General features: G+C 71.6%; 21 protein-coding genes. 4 read left to right on the plus strand and 17 right to left on the minus strand.

Annotated elements, in window-relative coordinates; translation table 11 throughout:
• Positions 1 to 56 precede the first annotated feature (56 nt).
• The 6 genes from der to ACQKIP_RS15655 all read right to left on the minus strand — a co-directional run bounded on the left by der (position 57) and on the right by ACQKIP_RS15655 (position 5112).
• The gene (der, locus tag ACQKIP_RS15630) at positions 57 to 1529 is read right to left on the minus strand and encodes a ribosome biogenesis GTPase Der (protein ID WP_365859907.1); all 1473 of its coding nucleotides are present in this window, start codon (positions 1527 to 1529) and stop codon (positions 57 to 59) included.
• 70 nt (positions 1530 to 1599) lie between these two features.
• Complete coding sequence (locus ACQKIP_RS15635; RefSeq protein ID WP_365859906.1) at positions 1600 to 2286, minus strand: lysophospholipid acyltransferase family protein; 687 nt, start codon at positions 2284 to 2286, stop codon at positions 1600 to 1602.
• Positions 2244 to 2945, minus strand: coding sequence for a (d)CMP kinase (cmk, locus tag ACQKIP_RS15640; protein ID WP_427743197.1), 702 nt, complete (start codon positions 2943 to 2945; stop codon positions 2244 to 2246). The genes ACQKIP_RS15635 and cmk overlap by 43 nt, the downstream gene beginning before the upstream one ends.
• A 112-nt stretch (positions 2946 to 3057) precedes the next feature.
• Positions 3058 to 4143, minus strand: coding sequence for a prephenate dehydrogenase (locus tag ACQKIP_RS15645; RefSeq protein ID WP_365859905.1), 1086 nt, complete (start codon positions 4141 to 4143; stop codon positions 3058 to 3060).
• Entirely contained in the window at positions 4140 to 4502 is a 363-nt protein-coding gene (aroH, locus tag ACQKIP_RS15650) for a chorismate mutase (protein ID WP_365859904.1), read from the minus strand. Before aroH ends, ACQKIP_RS15645 begins: the two co-directional genes overlap by 4 nt.
• Positions 4503 to 4635: 133 nt before the next feature.
• Positions 4636 to 5112, minus strand: a complete 477-nt coding sequence (locus tag ACQKIP_RS15655) for a YidB family protein (RefSeq protein WP_365859903.1) — start codon at positions 5110 to 5112, stop codon at positions 4636 to 4638.
• Between the two features lie 188 nt (positions 5113 to 5300).
• On the opposite strand from ACQKIP_RS15655, the gene ACQKIP_RS15660 reads away from it, so the two are divergent.
• The 4 genes from ACQKIP_RS15660 to ACQKIP_RS15675 are packed head-to-tail and all read left to right on the plus strand — an operon-like array spanning position 5301 to position 7852.
• Positions 5301 to 5975, plus strand: coding sequence for a hypothetical protein (locus ACQKIP_RS15660; protein WP_365859902.1), 675 nt, complete (start codon positions 5301 to 5303; stop codon positions 5973 to 5975).
• 29 nt (positions 5976 to 6004) lie between these two features.
• On the plus strand, positions 6005 to 6598 hold the full coding sequence (locus ACQKIP_RS15665) for a DUF6529 family protein (RefSeq protein ID WP_365859901.1): 594 nt from the start codon (positions 6005 to 6007) through the stop codon (positions 6596 to 6598).
• Positions 6595 to 7062 carry a Rieske (2Fe-2S) protein gene (locus ACQKIP_RS15670; RefSeq protein ID WP_365859900.1) on the plus strand — a complete coding sequence of 156 codons (468 nt, stop codon included), beginning with the start codon at positions 6595 to 6597 and terminating at the stop codon, positions 7060 to 7062. The genes ACQKIP_RS15665 and ACQKIP_RS15670 overlap by 4 nt, the downstream gene beginning before the upstream one ends.
• 22 nt (positions 7063 to 7084) lie before the next feature.
• On the plus strand, positions 7085 to 7852 hold the full coding sequence (locus ACQKIP_RS15675; protein ID WP_365859899.1) for a nucleotidyltransferase domain-containing protein: 768 nt from the start codon (positions 7085 to 7087) through the stop codon (positions 7850 to 7852).
• On the opposite strand, the gene ACQKIP_RS15680 is transcribed toward ACQKIP_RS15675, so the two are convergent.
• The 11 genes from ACQKIP_RS15680 to ACQKIP_RS15730 all read right to left on the minus strand — a co-directional run.
• On the minus strand, positions 7778 to 8548 hold the full coding sequence (locus ACQKIP_RS15680; RefSeq protein WP_365859898.1) for a nucleotidyltransferase domain-containing protein: 771 nt from the start codon (positions 8546 to 8548) through the stop codon (positions 7778 to 7780). The genes ACQKIP_RS15675 and ACQKIP_RS15680 overlap by 75 nt on opposite strands.
• A gap of 3 nt (positions 8549 to 8551) precedes the next feature.
• Complete coding sequence (locus ACQKIP_RS15685) at positions 8552 to 9553, minus strand: ADP-ribosylglycohydrolase family protein (protein WP_365859897.1); 1002 nt, start codon at positions 9551 to 9553, stop codon at positions 8552 to 8554.
• Positions 9550 to 10278, minus strand: a complete 729-nt coding sequence (locus tag ACQKIP_RS15690) for an NUDIX hydrolase (RefSeq protein WP_365859896.1) — start codon at positions 10276 to 10278, stop codon at positions 9550 to 9552. The genes ACQKIP_RS15685 and ACQKIP_RS15690 overlap by 4 nt, the downstream gene beginning before the upstream one ends.
• A gap of 125 nt (positions 10279 to 10403) precedes the next feature.
• Complete coding sequence (locus ACQKIP_RS15695) at positions 10404 to 11606, minus strand: pseudouridine synthase (protein ID WP_365859895.1); 1203 nt, start codon at positions 11604 to 11606, stop codon at positions 10404 to 10406.
• A gap of 10 nt (positions 11607 to 11616) precedes the next feature.
• Complete coding sequence (scpB, locus tag ACQKIP_RS15700) at positions 11617 to 12273, minus strand: SMC-Scp complex subunit ScpB (RefSeq protein WP_365859894.1); 657 nt, start codon at positions 12271 to 12273, stop codon at positions 11617 to 11619.
• The gene (locus ACQKIP_RS15705) at positions 12270 to 13304 is read right to left on the minus strand and encodes a segregation and condensation protein A (protein ID WP_365859893.1); all 1035 of its coding nucleotides are present in this window, start codon (positions 13302 to 13304) and stop codon (positions 12270 to 12272) included. The genes scpB and ACQKIP_RS15705 overlap by 4 nt, the downstream gene beginning before the upstream one ends.
• Positions 13305 to 13321: 17 nt before the next feature.
• Positions 13322 to 13918 carry a hypothetical protein gene (locus tag ACQKIP_RS15710; protein ID WP_365859892.1) on the minus strand — a complete coding sequence of 199 codons (597 nt, stop codon included), beginning with the start codon at positions 13916 to 13918 and terminating at the stop codon, positions 13322 to 13324.
• Positions 13903 to 15045 carry a ParA family protein gene (locus ACQKIP_RS15715; RefSeq protein ID WP_365859891.1) on the minus strand — a complete coding sequence of 381 codons (1143 nt, stop codon included), beginning with the start codon at positions 15043 to 15045 and terminating at the stop codon, positions 13903 to 13905. Before ACQKIP_RS15715 ends, ACQKIP_RS15710 begins: the two co-directional genes overlap by 16 nt.
• A 366-nt stretch (positions 15046 to 15411) precedes the next feature.
• Positions 15412 to 16527 (minus strand): alanine dehydrogenase, encoded by a 1116-nt coding sequence (gene ald, locus ACQKIP_RS15720; RefSeq protein ID WP_365860170.1) that lies wholly within the window; start codon positions 16525 to 16527, stop codon positions 15412 to 15414.
• A 144-nt stretch (positions 16528 to 16671) separates the two neighbouring features.
• Positions 16672 to 18783, minus strand: coding sequence for a tetratricopeptide repeat protein (locus ACQKIP_RS15725; protein ID WP_427743204.1), 2112 nt, complete (start codon positions 18781 to 18783; stop codon positions 16672 to 16674).
• A 151-nt stretch (positions 18784 to 18934) separates the two neighbouring features.
• Positions 18935 to 19387: NUDIX domain-containing protein (locus ACQKIP_RS15730; protein ID WP_427743206.1), on the minus strand; the 453-nt coding region annotated here is incomplete at its 5' end.

Consider the following 19387-nt stretch of genomic DNA (forward strand, 5'->3'; position numbering starts at 1 on the left):
GGCCGGGGCCCGCCTCCTTGAAGGAGGCGGGCCCCGGCCCGTTGGTCCGTCCGTGCCTACTTGTTGCGGCCGCGCTTCTCGCGCACCCGCACCGAGATGTGGATCGGCGTGCCCTCGAAGCCGAACTCCTCGCGGAGCCTGCGCTCCACGAAGCGGCGGTAGCCGTGCTCGATGAAGCCGGAGGAGAAGAGCACGAACCGCGGCGGCTTCGTGCCCGCCTGGGTGCCGAAGAGGATGCGGGGCTGCTTGCCGCCCCGGATCGGGTGCGGGTGGGAGGCCACGAGCTCGCCGAGGAAGGCGTTGAGCCGCCCGGTCGGCACGCGCGTCTCCCAACCCGCGAGGGCCGTCTCGATCGCCGGGACGAGCTTCTCCATGTGCCGGCCGGTGGCGGCGGAGACATTGACCCGCGGGGCCCACGCCACCTGGAGGAGCTCGGTCTCGATCTCCCGCTCCAGGTAGTAGCGGCGCTCCTCGTCGAGGGTGTCCCACTTGTTGTACGCGACGACGATCGCGCGGCCCGCCTCGACGGCCATCGTGACGATGCGCTGGTCCTGGACGCTGATCGACTCGCTCGCGTCGATCAGGATGACCGCGACCTCCGCCTTCTCGACGGCGGCGGCCGTGCGCAGCGAGGCGTAGTAGTCGGCGCCCTGCTGGAGGTGGACGCGCTTGCGGATGCCCGCGGTGTCCACGAACTTCCACACGACGCCGCCGAGTTCGATGAGCTCGTCGACCGGGTCACGGGTGGTGCCCGCGATCTCGTTGACGACCACGCGGTTCTCGTTGGCCACCTTGTTGAGCAGGGACGACTTGCCGACGTTCGGGCGGCCGATGAGCGCGATGCGGCGCGGGCCGCCGATGGCGGTGCCGAAGCTCGCCGCGGGCGCGTCGGGAAGGGCGTCGATGACGGCGTCCAGCATGTCGCCGGTGCCGCGGCCGTGCAGTGCGGAGACGGGGTGCGGCTCGCCGAGGCCGAGGGACCACAGGGCGGTGGCGTCGGCCTCGCCGGACTGGCCGTCCACCTTGTTGGCGCACAGGACGACGGGCTTGCCCGACTTGCGGAGCAGCCGTACGACGGCTTCGTCGGTGTCGGTGGCGCCGACCGTGGCGTCCACGACGAAGACGACCGCGTCGGCGGCCTCGATCGCGTACTCGGCCTGGGCGGCCACGGACGCGTCGATGCCGAGGACGTCCTGCTCCCAGCCGCCGGTGTCGACGAGCTTGAAGCGGCGGCCCGCCCACTCGGCCTCGTACGTCACGCGGTCGCGGGTGACGCCCGGCTTGTCCTCGACGACGGCCTCGCGGCGGCCGATGATGCGGTTGACGAGGGTCGACTTGCCGACGTTCGGGCGGCCGACCACCGCGAGGGCGGGCAGCGGGCCGTGGCCCGCGTCGCCGATCGCGCCTTCGACTTCCTCGGCGTCGAAGCCCTCCTCCGCGGCGAGCTCCATGAACTCCGCGTACTCGGCGTCGCCAAGCGCCCCGTGCTCAGGCTCGGCCGAGCCTTCGGGCTGGATCTGGTCGTTCATGAAGTCCGTACCTCTGTCGTGTTCGTGATCGGTGGACCGCCTCGCGGCGGGCCACTACTGAAAGTCTCGCTCAGTGCCCGGTCAGGCGCCTGGCGTCGTCCAGGTGAGCGGTGAGCCGCTCCTGGATGCGCACGGTCGCCTCGTCGAGGGCCTTGCGCGTGCGCCGCCCGCCGGAGTCGCCCGCTTCGAAAGGGTCTCCGAAGACGACGTCGACCCTGCTGCGCAGCGGGGGCAGCCCCTTTATCAACCGTCCGCGCTTCTCCGTGCTTCCCAGGACCGCGACCGGAACGATCGGCGCTCCGCTGCGTACGGCGAAGTAGGCGAGGCCGGAGCGCAGCGAGGCGAAGTTGCCCTCGCCTCTGGTGCCCTCGGGGAAGATCCCCAGTACGCCGCCGTCGTCGAGGATGCCGAGGGCCCGGGTGATCGCCGTGCGGTCGGCGATGTCCCGGTCCACCTTCACCTGCCCGATGCCGCGCAGGAAGCGGTCGAGGGGTCCGACGAACGCTTCCTTCTTGATGAGGAAGTGCGTCGGCCTCGGTGCCGTCCCCATCACCATCGGGCCGTCGACGTTGTGGGAGTGGTTCACGGCCAGGATCACCGGGCCGGTCGCGGGGACCTTCCAGGCGCCGAGGACGCGGGGCTTCCACAGGCCGTACATGAGGCCGACGCCGATGCGGCGGCCGACCTCCGCACCCCGTTCCGACGGCGCCGCGGTCACTTCGCCGCCCGCTTCTCCTCGACAAGGGTGACGACGCACTCGATGACCTGCTGGAGCGTGAGCTCGGTGGTGTCCACCTCGACGGCGTCGCCGGCCTTGGCAAGGGGGGACGTCTTGCGGCTCGAGTCGGCGGTGTCCCGCTTGATGAGCGCCTCACGCGTGGCGGCGACGTCCGCGCCCTTGAGCTCGCCGCTGCGGCGGGCCGCGCGGGCCTCCGGCGAAGCCGTCAGGAAGATCTTCAGGTCGGCGTCGGGCAGGACGGTCGTACCGATGTCACGGCCCTCGACGACGATGCCCTTCTCGGCGGACGCGGCGATGGTGCGCTGCAGCTCCGTGATGCGGGCGCGCACCTCGGGGACGGCGCTGACGGCGCTGACCTTGGAGGTGACCTCGGTGGTGCGGATCGGCCCTGCGACGTCCGTGCCGTCGACCGTGATGGTCGGGGCGAGCGGGTCGGTGCCGGAGATGATCTCGGGCTTGCCCGCGACCGCGGCGATGGCGGTGGGGTCGCTCAGCTCGATGCCGTTGTGGACCATCCACCAGGTGATCGCGCGGTACTGGGCGCCGGTGTCCAGGTAGCTGAGGCCGAGCTGGGCGGCGACGGCCTTCGAGGTGCTCGACTTGCCCGTGCCGGAGGGCCCGTCGATGGCGACGATCACTGCTGCGGGCGCCGGACCGGCGGTTTCCACGGTTTCCACGGGGTGCGAAACCTTTCTCAGGACGCGGGGGCGGGGTAGCGGGGCGCAGACACGCCCCGCACAAGGTTACCGGCCCCCGCGCGCACCTCTTACTGCCGGATGCCCCGGGCCTTTACTGCCGGATCGCCCAGCCCCGCTCGCGCAGCGCCGCGGTGAGCACCGGAACCGCCTTCGGCTCCACCATCAGCTGCATGAGGCCCGCCTGCTGGCCCGTCGCGTGCTCGATGCGTACGTCCTCGATGTTCACGCCGGCCCGGTCCGCGTCGGCGAAGATCCTCGCCAGCTGTCCCGGCTGGTCGTCGATGAGCACCGCTACGACCTCGTACGTCGTCGGGGCGGCGCCGTGCTTGCCGGGCACCCGGATCTGTCCCGCGTTCCCGCGCCGCAGCATGCTCTCGACCCCGGCGGCGCCTTCGCGCCGTTTGGCGTCGTCCGCGGATTGCAGGGCCCGCAGCGCCGTCACCGTCTCGTCGAGGTCGGCGGCGACGGCGGAAAGCAGATCGGCGACGGGGCCGGGGTTGGCCGACAGGATGTCGATCCACATGCCCGGGTCCGACGCGGCGATGCGTGTGACGTCACGGATGCCCTGCCCGCACAGGCGCACCGCCGTCTCCTCGGCGTTCTCCAGGCGTGCGGCGACCATGCTGGAGACCAGGTGCGGCATGTGCGAGACGAGCGCGACCGCGCGGTCGTGCGCGTCGGCGTCCATGACGACCGGCACGGCACGGCAGAGGGCGACCAGCTCCAGGGCGAGGTTGAGGACCTCGGTGTCGGTGTCACGGGTGGGCGTGAGGACCCAGGGCCGCCCCTCGAAGAGGTCGGCGGTACCGGCCAGGGGGCCGTTGCGCTCGCGCCCCGACATGGGGTGCGTGCCGATGTACGGGGTGAGGTCGATGCCGAGGGCTTCGAGCTCGCGGCGCGGGCCGCCCTTGACGCTCGCCACGTCGAGGTAGCCGCGGGCCACGCCGCGCCGCATGACGTCGGCCAGGGTCGCCGCGACGTGCGCGGGCGGTACGGCGACGACACACAGGTCGACCCGGCCTTCGGGCGCCTCGTCGGTGCCCGCGCCGAGCGCGGCCGCCGTGCGGGCCTGACCGGGGTCGTGGTCGGCGAGGTGCACGGTCACGCCGCGCGAGGCCAGGGCCAGGGCCGCGGAGGTGCCGATCAGGCCGGTGCCGATGACGAGGGCGGTTCTCACTGGGCGATGTCCTTGCGCAGGGTGGCCGCGGCGCCGAGGTAGACGTGCGTGATCTCGGCGCGGGGCTTCTCGGACTCGATGTGCGCGAGGACGCGGACCACCCGGGGCATGGCGCCCTCGATCTGCAGCTCCTGGGCGCAGATCAGCGGGACGTCCACGATGCCGAGCCTGCGGGCCGCCGCCGCGGGGAAGTCGCTGTGCAGGTCGGGCGTCGCGGTGAACCAGATGCTGATCAGGTCCTCCTGGCTCAGCCCGTTCCGCTCGATGATGGCGGTGAGCAGCTCGCTGACCTGCTCGTCCATGTGGTCGGCCGCGTCCCGTTCCAGTTGGACGGCGCCCCGGACCGCTCGTACCGCCACAGTGCTGCTCCTCGCTCGCGTACGTATGACTGATGTACCGACAAGGGTAGTCAGGCCCCCGGGGACGGGTGCGCGGCGCCCGCCTGCCGAGACGGACGCCGCGTGCCTCACCGGGGTGGGGAGCACGGTGGGGTCAGAGCTTCTGCTCCTTGATGAGGTCCTCCAGGGAGCCGGACGGAACCTGCCCTTCCGGGGTCAGTTTGTCCACGGCCTGCGGCAGCTGCCGCGCGATCTGGTCGGCGGCCTCGTCACGGCTGACGCCCGCCTCGGTGGCGACCCTGTCCAGGGTCTCGTCGGGGACGGCCTGCTTGACGTGGTCCGGGCTCAGCGGCTGGTTGTCGCCCTTGCCGACCCAGGAGTCGAGCTGGTCCTGGCTGACCAGGCCCGACTTCGTGATCATGTCCATCAGGCCGCCCAGCGGATTGCCGCCCTGCGCGCCGGCGCCACCGGCGCCACCGGCACCGCCCGCGCCGCCGCCGAGGAGGCCGCCGAGCAGCGAGCCGAGGACGTTGCCGCCTCCGGAGCCGCCGTGGCCTCCTTGGCCGCCCTGGCCCCCTTGGCCGCCGCCGAGGAGACCGCCGAGAAGGCTTCCCAGATCGTTACCCGCCATGGTCGCGCCTTTCGAGTGAGTGGCCGGGCCGGCGCATCGAGGGGCGCGGGCCTCAGACCCTGCCAATGTCACCCGAATCGCCCCCTGTCGCCACTTGGGCCGATTGGTGGGCGTTCAACTATGGACGCCGGGGCACGGGTCCGCTTGCATGGAGGAGCCGTCACGGCCCACGCCTCGGGGGAGGCCGCATGAAGCGCTCGGGACCGCTCTACACGCTTCTGGGGGGACTGCTGCTCGCCCTGTTCATGCTGTCGCTCAACGCGACGACAGGGGAGGGCAATTCGTCGTACGGGAAGGACTCGCCCGGCGCGACCTCGCCGGCCTCCCCGTCCGCGAAGCCCACCAAAAGCACGCCCGCGCCCACCAAGAGCCCGTCGAAGAGCCCTGCGAAGAGGCCGGCCGGGAAGTCCGAGTACGCGGGCCGCACGGCCGACGACGCCGCCGCGGTCTCCGTCTCGGTCCGTGACGACAAAGCCATCGCGTACTACTGCAACGGCCGTGACGCCGAGTCCTGGCTGAAGGGCGACGTCAAGGACGACGGTTCCATGCGCCTGACCGGCAAGAACGGCGCGAAGCTGGACGCCACCCTCGCCGACAACGCGGTCCGCGGCACGGTCGAGATCGACAAGCAGCCGCGGGACTTCACCGCCGCCAGGGCCAAGAAGCCCTCCGGCCTGTACCGCGCGACCACCGAGGTGCGCGGCGCCGAGATCGACGGCGGCTGGATCGTCCTGCCCGACGGGCGGCAGGTCGGAATCCTCAAGGAGGACGGCAAGCCGCAGCCCGCCCCGCGCCTCGACCCGGAGAGCGGCGCCGTCCCGTACGACGGCGGCGAACTCACCGCCCGCCCCGTCGTGCCCTGACCCCGCTCCGCCCCGACCAGGGAGCCGCCATGAGCGTCGATCCGAACGCCGCGACACAGGGCGGCTTCGGCCCGCCCCCCGGCGCGGGCGAGCACCGCCGCCCGCGCGCCGCCCGCTTCCTCGTCCCCGCCCTGGTCGCCGCGGCCGTCGCGGTGGGCCTTGGCGTGTACGGCAAGTCGCACGACCCCGCGGGCACGGCGTTCAACCTCGCCGGGTTCAGCAGCACGAGCGCGGTCAAGGCCTGGCTCGGCTCGACGGCGTTCGCCTTCGCCCTGGTCCAGGTCGTCTCGGCACTCATGGTGTACGGACGCCTGCCGGGGCCGTCCTGGTCGTCGGCGCTGCACCGCTGGTCGGGCCGGATCGCGTTCCTGGTGTCGGTGCCCGTGGCGGTCCACTGCCTCTACGCCCTCGGCTATCAGACGTACTCGACGCGGGTGATGTGGCACTCGCTGCTCGGCTGCTTCTTCTTCGGCGCGTTCAGCGCCAAGATGCTGCTGCTCCGCTCGGAGAAGCTGCCCGGCTGGCTGCTTCCGGTGGTCGGGGGCCTGGTCTTCGTGGTCCTCACGGTGGTCTGGTGGACGTCGGCGCTGTGGTTCTTCCGTACGTTCGGGGTGACGACATGAGCGGCACACGGCCTTCCCGGCGCGGTGTCCTCGCGGCGGGCGGCGCGGTCGCGCTGACCGCGGGATGCAGCAAGTACGGCGACGAGGGCGCGGAGCCGGAGCAGCCGCCGCCGACGTCGGCGGCCACCTCGGCGGCGCCGTCGAAGTCCGGCGGGAAGAAGCAACCGCCGCCCAAGGGCGAGGAGCTGGCCAAGACCTCCGACATCCCGGTCGGCGGCGGCAAGATCTTCAAGGACAAGAAGGTCGTCGTGACCCAGCCCGAGAAGGGCGACTTCAAGGCCTTCTCCGCGGTCTGCACCCACTCGGGCTGCGTGGTCGCCGAGGTCGCGGGCGGCACGATCAACTGCCCCTGCCACGGCAGCAAGTACAAGGTGGCGGACGCCTCGGTGGCGGGCGGCCCCGCGCCGCGCCCGCTGGACCCGCAGAACATCACGGTCACCGGAAATTCGATCACCCTCGCCTAGTCGGCGGCCGTACGCTCCGGGCATGCACAGCCCCAAGGACGTCGAGGCCCCGGCCCTGGATCTCGTACGCGACCACACCGTCTATGCCTGCGTGATGGGCTCGCGCGCCTTCGGCCTGGCCACGGACGGCAGCGACACCGACCGCAGGGGTGTCTTCCTGGCCCCCACACCGCTCTTCTGGCGCTTCGAGAAGCCGCCCACGCACCTGGAAGGCCCTGCGGAGGAACAGTTCAGCTGGGAAGTGGAGCGCTTTTGCGAACTGGCCCTGCGCGCCAACCCGAACATCCTGGAGTGCCTGCACTCCCCCTTGGTGGAACACGTCACGGACACCGGCCGCGAACTCCTCGCCCTGCGCGACGCGTTCCTCTCCCGCCACGCCCACGACACGTTCGCCCGCTACGCACTGGGCCAGCACAAGAAGCTCACGGACGACGTACGCCTGCACGGCGCCCCCCGCTGGAAGCACGCCATGCACCTCTTGCGCCTCCTGACGAGCTGCCGCGACCTCCTGCGCACCGGCAGCCTGACGATCGACGTCGGCGACCAGCGCGAACCGCTGCTCGCGGTCAAGCGCGGCGAGGTGCCCTGGCCGGAGGTCGAGTCCCAGATGCGGCGCCTCGCCCGGGAGGCGGAGACGGCGGCCGCCCGCTCGCCGCTGCCCGCCGAGCCGGACCGGGAGCGGGTGGCGGACTTCCTGTTCCGCGTACGCCGGGCATCAGCCCTCGAGCCGTACCCGCACGACGAGATCGTCCAGGGCGTCGAACGCACGGGGGACGCCCGGAAGCCCTGAGCCCGCCTGCGCCTCGTCGAGGACTCCGTGCAGCCGCTCCACGTCGGCGGCCACGAGCGCACGGTCCACGTCGGCGCCGCCGTGCTCGGCCTCGCTCTTGGCGCTGACGAGGTCCGGCAGATAGGCGGGGGCCACGGAGCCGCCCACCTCCTCCACGAGCGTGGGCAGATGGGCGAGCACACAACCGCTGCGCATCAGATGGATCCCGGTCAGCAGTACGCGGAACGTGTAGAGCAGCGGCTTGAGCTCGCCGTTCTTCTCGAAGAGCCGCCACTGGGTCCTGGCGAACCCGCGGTAGTGGTGGGCGTGATGGCTGGTGAGCACCGAGGGCGCCAGCGAGACGAGCTCCGCGTGGGCGTCCGTCGTGTGCGCCACCAGCGGCGAGAGCAGCTGCTCCAGGACGTAGCCGTTGTGCCGCAGCATCAGGCTCACGAACTTGCGCAGGTCGTGCGTGACGAGGTCCATCTCCACGCCGTCGCGGTCCCACATCTCCGAGCGGGTCTCCTCCGGCTCCCGCAGCCCCACCAGATCGGTCACCGGCAGCAGATGCACCCCGCGCAGGTCCACGTCGGAGTCGCGGGACGGGAAGCCGTACAGGTGAGCTCCCGAGACCGTCGCGAACAGCAGAGGGTCCTTCTGCTCCGCCGCGACGGAAGCGAGATCGGCGTAGAGGCCGGGGCCGAGGTCGACAGTCATGCCTCAAGAATCCCAGAGCGCTCCGAGCCGGAGGAGTTCCTCCCGGTATTCGATCCGCTCGGCCCACTCGGCGGGCCAGACGTCCGCGCCCAGGTGGGCCCCCGCGAACGCGCCGGCCAGGCAGGCGATCGAGTCGGAGTCGCCCGAGGTGCAGGCCGCCCGGCGCAGGGCGGTGAGAGGCTCGTCGGGGAACATCAGGAAGCACAGCAGGCCGGTGGCGAGGGCTTCTTCGGCTATCCAGCCCGCGCCGGTGGCCAGGCAAGGGTCGGTCTCCGGGTTGGCGTCGCGCAGCGCGGCCGCGAGGCGTTCCAGGATCGCGAGGCAGTCGTCCCAGCCGCGCGCGATGAAGTGTTCGGGGGTCGGGTCCTGGGAGCGGGTCCACAGGTCGCCGAGCCAGTCGTGGCGGTAGCGGGTGCGGTTCTCGATGGCGTACGAGCGCAGCAGCCCGACCAGGCCCATCGGTTCCGCGCCCCCGGCGAGCAGCTTGACCGCGTACGCGGTGAGGTCGCTGGCCGCGAGCGCGGTGGGGTGGCCGTGGGTGAGGGCGGACTGGAGCTGGGCGGCGCCGGACCGTTGCGCGTCGCTGAGGCCGGGGACGAGCCCGACGGGCGCGACGCGCATGTTGGCGCCGCAGCCCTTGGAGTGCACCTGGCTGGCCTCCTCCCACGGCTTTCCGGTCTTGAGGAGGTAGCAGGCCTTCAGGCAGGTGTTGCCGGGCGCGCGGTTGTTCTCCGGCGACTGGTACCACTCCACGAACTCCTCGCGCACCGGCCGCTCCATCCGCTTGGGCACGAGCAGTCCGCGGCCCATGGCGGTATGCAGGCCGCGGCCGAGCGCCAGCGTCATCTGCGTGTCGTCCGTGACGATCGCGGGCCGGGGCAGCTCCATCTCCCGCCAGGGCCCGCACTTGGCGAGGATCGACGGCACGTCGTTGAACTCGGTCGGGAAACCGAGCGCGTCCCCGAGGGCGAGGCCGATCAGGGATCCGGTGGCGGCACGCTTCATGAGGAGCTTCCTTCCGAAAGGGCGGTCGAGGGGCGCAGGAGGGGCGGGTGCAGGGCGGTGGCCGGGCCCGCCCGGTAGAGGGCCGCCGGTTTGCCCCGGCCGCCGGTCAGGCGCGCGGCGCCCGGGATCGCCTCGACGAAGCCGGGGGTGCCGAGCACCTTGCGCCGGAAGTTGGCGGGGTCGAGATCGGCGGCCCACACCGTCTCGTAGACCTGGCGCAGCTCGCCGAGCGTGAACTCGGGCGGGCAGAAGGCCGTGGCCAGGCCGGTGTACTCGAACTTGGCGCACACGCGGTCGTGGGCGTCGGCGAGGATCTGGTCGTGGTCGAAGGCGAGCGGCCCCGGGGTGCCGTAGGGCAGCCACTCCGCGCGGGCCGCGTCGCTGCCCGCGCGCACCGCGGGCGGATCGGGGACGAGCGCGGCGAAGGCGACCGAGACGACACGCATCCGGGGATCGCGGTCCGGTGCGCTGTAGGTGCGCAGCTGCTCCAGGTGGAGCCCCGCGCTGTCCGCGAGGCCGGTCTCCTCGGCGAGCTCGCGTCCCGCGGCGGTCTCGGCGGACTCGTCCGGCAGCACGAATCCGCCGGGCAGGGCCCAGCGTCCCGCGTACGGTTCCTGGCCGCGCTCGACGAGCAGCACGTGCAGGCGGCCCGCGCGGACGGTGAAGACGGCGAGGTCGACGGTGACGGCGAACGGTTCGAACGCGTACTTGTCGTAGCCCTGCATGACTCCCCCCTCTCCCTTTATGGTCAGTGCGACTATAAAGGCGGGCGGGCCGGTCCCGCAACGCAAAAAGGCGGCCGGCCCCTGCATCCGCAGGGACCGGCCGCCTTCGCCGGACTCGCTCTCGCCTACAGGTCGACTTCCTGCATCAGCATGCCGACCTCGGTGTTGGACAGCCTGCGCAGCCATCCGGACTTCTGGTCGCCGAGCGTGATCGGCCCGAAGGACGTCCGCACCAGCTTGTCGACCGGGAACCCGGCCTCCGCGAGCATGCGGCGCACGATGTGCTTGCGGCCCTCGTGCAGCGTCACCTCGACCAGGTAGTTCTTGCCGGTCTGCTCGACGACGCGGAAGTGGTCCGCGCGGGCGTACCCGTCCTCGAGCTGGATGCCGTCCTTGAGCTGCTTGCCCAGGTCACGAGGGATCGGGCCGACGATGTGCGCGAGGTAGACCTTCTTCACGCCGTACTTCGGGTGCGTGAGGCGATGGGCCAGCTCACCGTGGTTGGTGAGCAGGATGACGCCCTCGGTCTCGGTGTCGAGCCGTCCCACGTGGAAGAGGCGCGTCTCGCGGTTGGTCACGTAGTCGCCCAGGCACTGGCGGCCCTCGTTGTCCTCCATGGTGGAGACGACACCGGCAGGCTTGTTCAGCGAGAAGAACTGGTACGACTGCGTGGCGACCGTCAGGCCGTCCACCTTGATCTCGTCCTTCTCGGGGTCGACGCGCAGCCCCTGCTCCATGACGATCTCGCCGTTGACCTCGACACGGGCCTCGTCGACCAGCTCCTCGCAGGCACGCCGCGAGCCGTAGCCCGCGCGGGCGAGGATCTTCTGGAGGCGCTCGCCCTCCTGCTCGGCGCCGGGGAAGGTCTTGGGCGTGCTCACCTTCGGCTTGCCCGCGTAACGCTCGCGGTTGCGCTCTTCCTGCCGCGCGTCGTACTCACGGGACGTCGAGGGAACTCCCGCGCCGCGCCGGTTGCCGCTGCCCCTGGCCGGGCCCTGGGGCGCCCTGGGGCCGCCCTTGGCGCCGCCGCGCGCGGAGGCGCCGCGCCCGGACTTCGGGCCGTCCTGGTTGCCGCCGGGGCCCACGTCGTAGCGACGCTCCTCGGGACGCGGCTTCTTCGGCCTGCTGGGCCTGTCGTCCCGGCGGTCGTCGCGCCGGTCGTCACGCCTGTCGTCGCGCCGGTCGTCCCGGCTGTTGCCGGCGCCGCGGTAGTTCCCGCGGCCGCCGCCGCTGCCGCCGCGACCACCGCTGCTGCCACGGCTGCCGCTGTTGCCACCACGGCTCCCGCCGTTGTTTCCGCTGCTGTTCCTGCCGTTGCTGCTTCGCATCAAATTTCCGTTAGTCGGCTGTGTCCTGCGTGTACTCGTAACCCGGTGCATCGGGTGCGTCCGGATCGAACGACGGTACGCCTTCCAGCGTCTCGGCCTCGATCGCCTCCGCCTCGGGGAGGAAGGGCGCGAGCTCCGGGAGCTCGTCCAGGCCGCGCAGGCCCATCCGCTCCAGAAAGTAGTTCGTCGTCCTGTACAGGATCGCACCTGTTTCGGGTTCCGCGCCCACCTCCTCCACCAGACCCCGCTGGAGAAGCGTCCGCATCACCCCGTCACAGTTCACTCCGCGCACCGCGGAGACCCGCGACCGGCTGACCGGCTGGCGGTACGCGACGACCGCCAGGGTCTCCAGGGCCGCCTGGGTGAGCCGCGCCTGCTGACCGTCGAGGACGAAGCGCTCGACGGCGGCCGAGTACTCCGGGCGCGTGTAGAACCGCCAGCCGCCCGCCACGAGCCGCAGCTCGAAGCCCCTGCGCTGCACGGTGTACTCGTCGGCGAGCTCCCGCACCGCGTCGGCGATCTGCCGCCGGGGCCGGTCGAGGATCTTGGCGAGGTGCTCCTCGGTGGCCGGTTCGTCGACGACCATGAGCACGGCCTCAAGGGCGGGCCGCAGCTCCAGATCGGCGACGGCGCTCACCAGATCACCCGCAGGACTCTGCGCACTCATGTGACCGTCTCCTCAGTCGTCCCACCCGGCTGATCGGGTGCGCGGTCGAACTCGTCGGTGACCGTCGGCTCGGCTTCGCCCTCCCCGCCGGTCCACCGCACCATCAGCTCGCCCAGGGCCTCGTCCTGGTCGAGATCGACGGCCTTCTCGCGATACAGCTCCAGGAGAGCCAGGAAGCGGGCCACGACGGTGAGGGTGTCCCCCGCGTCCTCGACGAGCACCTGGAAGCTGATCTGACCCCGCTCCCGGAGCCGGGCCACCACCACCCCGGCCTGCTCCTGCACGGAGACCAGCGGGGCATGGATGTGGTCGACGTACACCTGGGGCTTCGCCCGCGGCTGCATCGCCTTCACGGCCAGCGCGGCGAACCCCGCGGCGCCGATGCTGATGACCACCTCGGGCAGCAGCTCGGCGTGGTGGGCCTCCAGACCGACCGTGCGCGGATAGCGCCGCGCCTCCTCGTCGAGCCGCCCGCTGAAGATGTCGGCGATCTCCTTGTACGCGCGGTACTGGAGCAGCCGCGCGAAGAGCAGGTCCCGCGCTTCGAGCAGCGCCAGATCCGCTTCGTCCTCGACCTCGGCGGAGGGCAGCAGCCGGGCCGCCTTGAGGTCGAGCAGGGTGGCGGCGACCACGAGGAACTCGGTGGTCTGATCCAGGTCCCAGTCGGGTCCCATGGCGCGGATGTACGCCATGAACTCGTCGGTCACCGTCGACAGCGCGACTTCGGTGACGTCCATCTTGTGCTTCGAGATGAGCTGGAGCAGCAGATCGAAGGGGCCCTCGAAGTTGGCGAGGCGGACCTTGAACCGCCCGTCGTCGGGCTCGGGCGACACCTCGGCCCCGCCCTCGGCGGGCGCCTCGGACTCGGCCGGCGCCTCGGACTCGGCCGGCGCCTCGGACTCGGCCGGCGCCTCAGGCTCCGGGACGGGCTCAGGGACCGGCTCCGGCGCGGGCTCCGCGGGAGCCGCCCCGGGGCCACGCCCCAGCGCACGCCGACGGGCGGCCGGTGCGGAATCGTCGTTCAGGGGCATCGGCGGGAACGCTACCGCTACCGCCCGCGAAGCCGTCGTACGAGAATGCTCGCGTCCCCGCGGGACTCAAGATCCGCGAGAACGACGGCCACCGCCTCGCGGACGATGCGCCCGCGGTCGACCGCGAGTCCGTGCTCGCCCCGCAGCACCAGACGCGCGTGCTCGAGGTCCATCAGCTCCTCGGCGGAGACGTACACGGTGATCTTCTCGTCGTGCCGCTCGCGCCCGCTGGGCCGCCGGTTGGCCGCCCGCGCGCGCCGCCGTGCCTGTGCCGTGGAGGAGGAGTTCGCGGACCGGCCGCCGCTCTGTGCCGCGGCGCCTTCCTGGCCCCGGGCGGGAGCGCGCCCTTCCTTCTCCGCGTCGGCGGCTGCCGACCGGGTGCGGGACTCGCCCGACTCCGCGTCGGCGGCGCCGTGTTCGGCGGGGTCACCGCCTTCTTGCGACGAGACGCTGCCGTGCGCGTCGACGGCAGCGGCCTCGTCGCTCTCGCCAGCGGGCCCCGGCACCCGCGCCTCGCCGTTGGCCTGGCGTCGCGGGGACGACGACTGCAGCGCCATCCCCCCGGTCGTACGGAACAGTTCGTCGGCCCCCGGCAGACTCACTCGGCGTGACACCGGGCGAGCACCTCCCTGGCGAGCTGGCGATAAGCGGCCGCGCCGACCGAGTTCGATGCGTACGTCGTGATCGGCTCACCGGCGACCGTGGTCTCCGGGAAGCGCACCGTGCGTCCGATCACCGTGTGGTAGACGTGATCGTCGAAGGCCTCGACCACCCGCGCGAGCACCTCACGGCTGTGCACCGTGCGGGAGTCGTACATGGTGGCCAGGATGCCGTCGAGCTCCAGGTCGGGGTTGAGCCGCTCCTGGACCTTCTCGATGGTCTCCGTCAGCAGGGCCACACCGCGCAGCGCGAAGAACTCGCACTCGAGCGGCACTATCACCTTGTGGGCCGCCGTCAGGGCGTTCACGGTGAGCAGACCGAGCGAGGGCTGACAGTCGATCACGATGTAGTCGTAGTCCTGCATCAGCGGCTTCAGGGCCCGCTGGAGCGTGGACTCGCGCGCGACCTCGCTCACCAACTGCACTTCGGCGGCCGACAGGTCGATGTTGCTGGGCAGCAGGTCCATGTTCGGGACCGCCGTCTTCAGCAGCACCTCGTCCGCCGACATGCCCCGCTCCATGAGCAGGTTGTAGACCGTGAGGTCCAGCTCCATCGGGTTCACCCCGAGGCCCACGGAAAGGGCGCCCTGCGGGTCGAAGTCGACGAGCAGGACCCGGCGTCCGTACTCCGCGAGCGCGGCACCCAGGTTGATGGTCGACGTCGTCTTGCCCACGCCGCCCTTCTGGTTGCACATCGCGATGATCTTCGCGGGACCGTGGTCGGTCAGCGGACCCGGGATCGGGAAGTACGGCAGCGGGCGTCCCGTGGGACCGATGCGCTCACGGCGCTGACGGGCCGCGTCCGGGGCCAGCGTGGCCGCGTACTCGGGATCGGGCTCGTACTCGGCGTCAGGGTCGTAGAAGTGCCCCTGGGGCAGTTCCTCGTAGTCGGCGAGTTGGGTGTGGGTGGTGTTATCGCCACTCCGGTCGCCGGCCATGGCGTTCACGTGATGGCCATCCATGCTCTGGTCTGCAGACGGTGTCGGCTGTGTCTGCTGGGGGTTCTGGCGGGCTGCGAAGGTGCGGACAGCGACGGAGCCGACGGCCTCGAGCCCCACGGGTCCTTGGCCGCGCTCAGACATTCCTGGTTGACCACCCCCGGGAGCAAATGTCGACTCATTCACAAGTCGTCTTACCTCCTTGGTGACCAGGAAATTTCTCGATAGGTCAGCGTGGCACCATGCCGACGGTTGGCGACTCTATGGCGTGTCACCGCTCCGCAGCAACACAATCCGCCGGACCCGGCCCGATGTGTCGGCAATCGAACGCCCCCATGTCAAGGGTGCGCGACGTGCCGTCGGCATAATTCCGTGGGGTGCGAATCGGTTAAAGGGTTACGTTCAAGGCGAGTTGACCATGTCCATGGACATACGCATACGGCCGGACCCCTCTCAAGGTCCGGCCGTTGGCGTGAGATTGACGACTTTCGTTGACGAAAGCGGTCAGGTTCAGCCGATGAGCGCCTCGAGCTCGACGTGCTCGAGACCGTGCGCCTCGGCGACCTCCTTGTAAACGACCTTGCCGTCATGGGTGTTGAGGCCCAGGCCAAGGGCCTTGTCGCGGCGGATCGCCTCGGCCCAGCCGCGGTTCGCCAGCTCGACGATGTACGGCATCGTCGCGTTGGTCAGCGCGTACGTCGAGGTGTTGGGCACCGCGCCGGGCATGTTGGCGACGCAGTAGAACACCGAGTTGTGGACCGGGAAGGTCGGCTCGGCGTGCGTCGTCGGGTGCGAGTCCTCGAAGCAGCCGCCCTGGTCGATCGCGATGTCGACAAGGACACTTCCCGGCTTCATCCGCGAGACGAGCTCGTTGGTGACGAGCTTGGGCGCCTTGGCACCCGGGATGAGGACGGCGCCGATGACGAGGTCGGCCTCGATGCAGGCCTTCTCGAGCTCGAAGGCGTTGGAGACGACGGTCTGGATCTTCGTGCCGAAGATCTTGTCCGCCTCCTTGAGCTTGTTGATGTCCTTGTCGAGCAGGGTCACGTGGAAGCCCATGCCGATGGCGATCTGCATGGCGTTCCAGCCGGAGACGCCGCCGCCGATGACCACGGCCTTGCCGGCCGCGACGCCGGGGACACCGCCGGGCAGCACACCGCGGCCGCCGTTGGCGGCCATCAGGTGGTAGGCGCCGACCTGCGGGGCCAGGCGGCCCGCGACCTCGGACATCGGGGCGAGCAGCGGGAGCGCGCGGTTCGCGGTCTCGACGGTCTCGTACGCGATGGCGGTGGTGCCGGACTCCAGGAGCGCGTCCGTGCACTCCTTGGAGGCGGCCAGGTGCAGGTAGGTGAAGAGGGTCTGGTCCTTGCGGAGGCGGTGGTACTCCTCCGCGATGGGCTCCTTGACCTTCAGGAGGAGGTCGGCCGTGGCCCAGACCTCGTCCGCGGTGTCCAGGATGCGGGCGCCGGCGGAGACGTACTCCGCGTCCGTGATCGAGGAGCCGACACCGGCGTCCCGCTCGATGACGACCTGGTGGCCGTGGCGCACCAGCTCGTGCACACCGGCGGGGGTGATGGCCACCCGGAACTCGTTGTTCTTGACCTCGCGGGGGATGCCGACCTTCACGTCGATCACGGTCCTCTTGGCTCTGGGATTCTTCGGGCAATGCACTACATACCGATACACAAGAGGGCGCATCGGAGACACCACGGAAGTACGCGGCGGAGCCAGTCTAATGAAGGACTTCTCGCTGTCTAGCCTTTCAATGCATCAATCTTCTGCGGAAGCGCTACGGATTTCGCAGGCGGAAGCCCCACCTGCGCCTTTCTGTCGATCACCCGACGCACGCCCTGTGACCTCATCGAGCTCTGTTCCCAGCATCCGCCCGGCGGCGCTGCGGTGCAGCCGGGCGGCCGCCGGGTCGCCCAGGTGATCCAGGGTGTCGGCCAGCCTGAGCTGCAGCGCCGCCTGGAGCCGTACGTCCTCGGCCTGCCGCGCGAGCTCGACGGCTTCCTGGCAGGTGCGCAGCGACTCCTCGGGCCGCCCCGCGTACTCCTGCACCCGGGCCAGTTCGCTCAACGCCCTTGCCTGGCCCGCCACATCGCCGGTCTTGCGGTGCCCGGTGACGGCCGAGCTCCAGTTGCGCAGGGCCTCGCCGTAGCGGCCCGCGTAGGTGTGCACCGTGCCGATGCGGCCGTAGAGGCGGGCGGCGTCGGTGCGCTCGTCGCGCGCGAGCCGGTGGGCGAGGGCCCGCCCGAACCAGTCGGAGGCCCGCGAGAAGTCCCCGAGCTCCTGGTAGGCGCCGCCTACGGATTCCATCGCGCGGCCGGTCGCGTACGGATCATTTGCTTCCCGTCCGGCGTCCAGAGCGAGGCGATACCGCACCAGCGCCCCTTGCGTACGTCCCGTCCTCGCGTCCAGGTCGGCGAGGTTCAGCAGGGCCGCCGCCTTCTCGCGGGGCAGCTTCCGGCGCTCGGCCACGTCCAGGACCAGGCGGTGGATGCCGTACAGGTCGGGGGCGGCGTCCTCCGTGCCCCGGTGGGCGACCAGGGCCCGCGTCAGGGCCGCCATCAGGCGCCGGGCCAGGGTGTCGAGCTCTCCGTCGGCCACCGCGAGGCGGGCGGCGGCGAGCAGGGCGGGGCGGCGGATGTGCAGCCACTCGGAGGCGGCCGCGGGGTTGGGGAAGCGCAGGGCGCGGGGCAGTCCTGCGAGCTTCTTGCGGGACGTCGAGCCGTCCGGCTCCGTGATCGCCCGGCAGGACTGCAGGAGGCGTACGGTCCGCTCCAGCATCCTGGCCCGCGCCAGCTGGATCTCCGCGGGCCGGTCCTGGCTCTCGGTGCGCGCACGCAGCAGCGGCACCAGACAGCCGGGCAGCTCGTACTGCGGAAGCGGCGACGGCACGGCCCTGATCAGGCCGAGCTTCACGAAGTCGTCCAGGGTCGTGCGGGCGGCGGAGACCGAGCAGCCCGCGAGCGCGGACGCGGTGTGCGGGTCGACGTGGCCGGCCGGCGCCAGGGACAGGAGCCGCAGTATCCGCGCGGCGGCCCCCGGCAGCGAGGTGTACGACAGCTCGAACATCCGGGCAAGGGCGCCGGAGGCCGACTCGTCCCCGGCCCGGTCGTGCACCTGCTTGGCCAGGTCGGCGACGGCGGCCTTGGGCCGCCCGCAGAGCCAGCCGCCGGCCAGGACGAGCGCGGCGGGGTGCGCGGCGCACGCCTCGACCAGGCTCTCCGCGGACCGCGGGTCGACGGTGATGCGCACCGGGCCCGCCGCCCGGGAGAGCAGTTCGACCGCGGCGGGGGTGTCGAGGCCGCCCAGCGTGCACGGCCGCACGTCGGGGATGCCGGTGAGCGGCCCTTCCGAGACGGCGACGGCCAGGCAGTCGGGCGCGTCCGGGATCAGCGGGTCGACCTGCTCGGCGTCCGCCGCGCCGTCCAGGAGCAGCAGGGCCCTGCGGTCCGAGAGCGCGTTCCTGAGCACTTCGCAGAGCTCGTCCTCGTCGGCACCCGCGGGTGCCGGGACACCGAGGGCGTCCAGGAGTTCGCGTGCGGTGCGGTCCGTGGGTACGCGCGTGCCGTCGGGGTCGGTGAGGTGGGCGTGGAGCACCCCGTCGGGGTAGTTCCCGGCGACCTGCCGTGCGAGTTCCCCGGCGAGCGAGGTGCGGCCCGATCCGGGGCGGCCCGCGATGAGCAGGACGCGGGCGCGCGGCGCCTTGCGTCCCGAGATGGTGTCGAGTCCGGCGCGGTCGATGTCGGCGCGGAGCTCTTTCAACTCCCTGCGCCTGCCGACGAATCGGCCGTCGTCGTGAGTCCGGTCCGGGGCGGGCCGCGGCACCGCGCCGCCCGCTGCCGATCCGTCCGTGTCGACCGCCTGATCCGTCACGGGCCATGCTCCGTCCGCCTGCGCGCGAACCCGCCGGGACTCCGGTCGGGACGCTTCCAGAGCCTAGTTCAGGCCCCGGGGCCCGCCCCGGCGAGCGGCGCGCACAAGTCCCCCGATCGGATCAGTAGATCGTCATACCGGAGTCGCTGGCTCAGGCCTCGAAGGGGCGCGCGGGCCAGGGCGCGTCGGCCGGGCGCAGCGCGTCGACGCCGTCGCCGCCCAGCACGGCGGTCAGCGAAAGGGCGCCCACGACCAGGCAGTTGTTGTGCAGCTCACCGGCGAGCACACCGCGTACGAGCTCTTCGAGCGGTACCCGCGCCAGCTCCATGTCGGCCTCCTCCTCGGAGACTTCGAAGCGCTCGCCCTCGGCCTCGGAGAGATCGCGGGCGAGGAAGATGCGCACGGCCTCGTCACAGCCGCCGGGCGTGGTGAAGACGTCGGTCAGGACACGCCAGTCCTCCGCCTTGACGTGCGCCTCTTCGTAGAGCTCGCGCTGGGCGGCGTGCAGGGGGTTCTCGCCGGGCACGTCGAGCAGCCCGGCCGGGATCTCCCAGAGCTTGTGGCGCACGGGGTGGCGGTACTGGCGCAGGACCAGGACGCGGCC

The sequence above is a fragment of the Streptomyces sp. NPDC059900 genome (assembly GCF_050270335.1).
Taxonomy (GTDB): domain Bacteria; phylum Actinomycetota; class Actinomycetes; order Streptomycetales; family Streptomycetaceae; genus Streptomyces.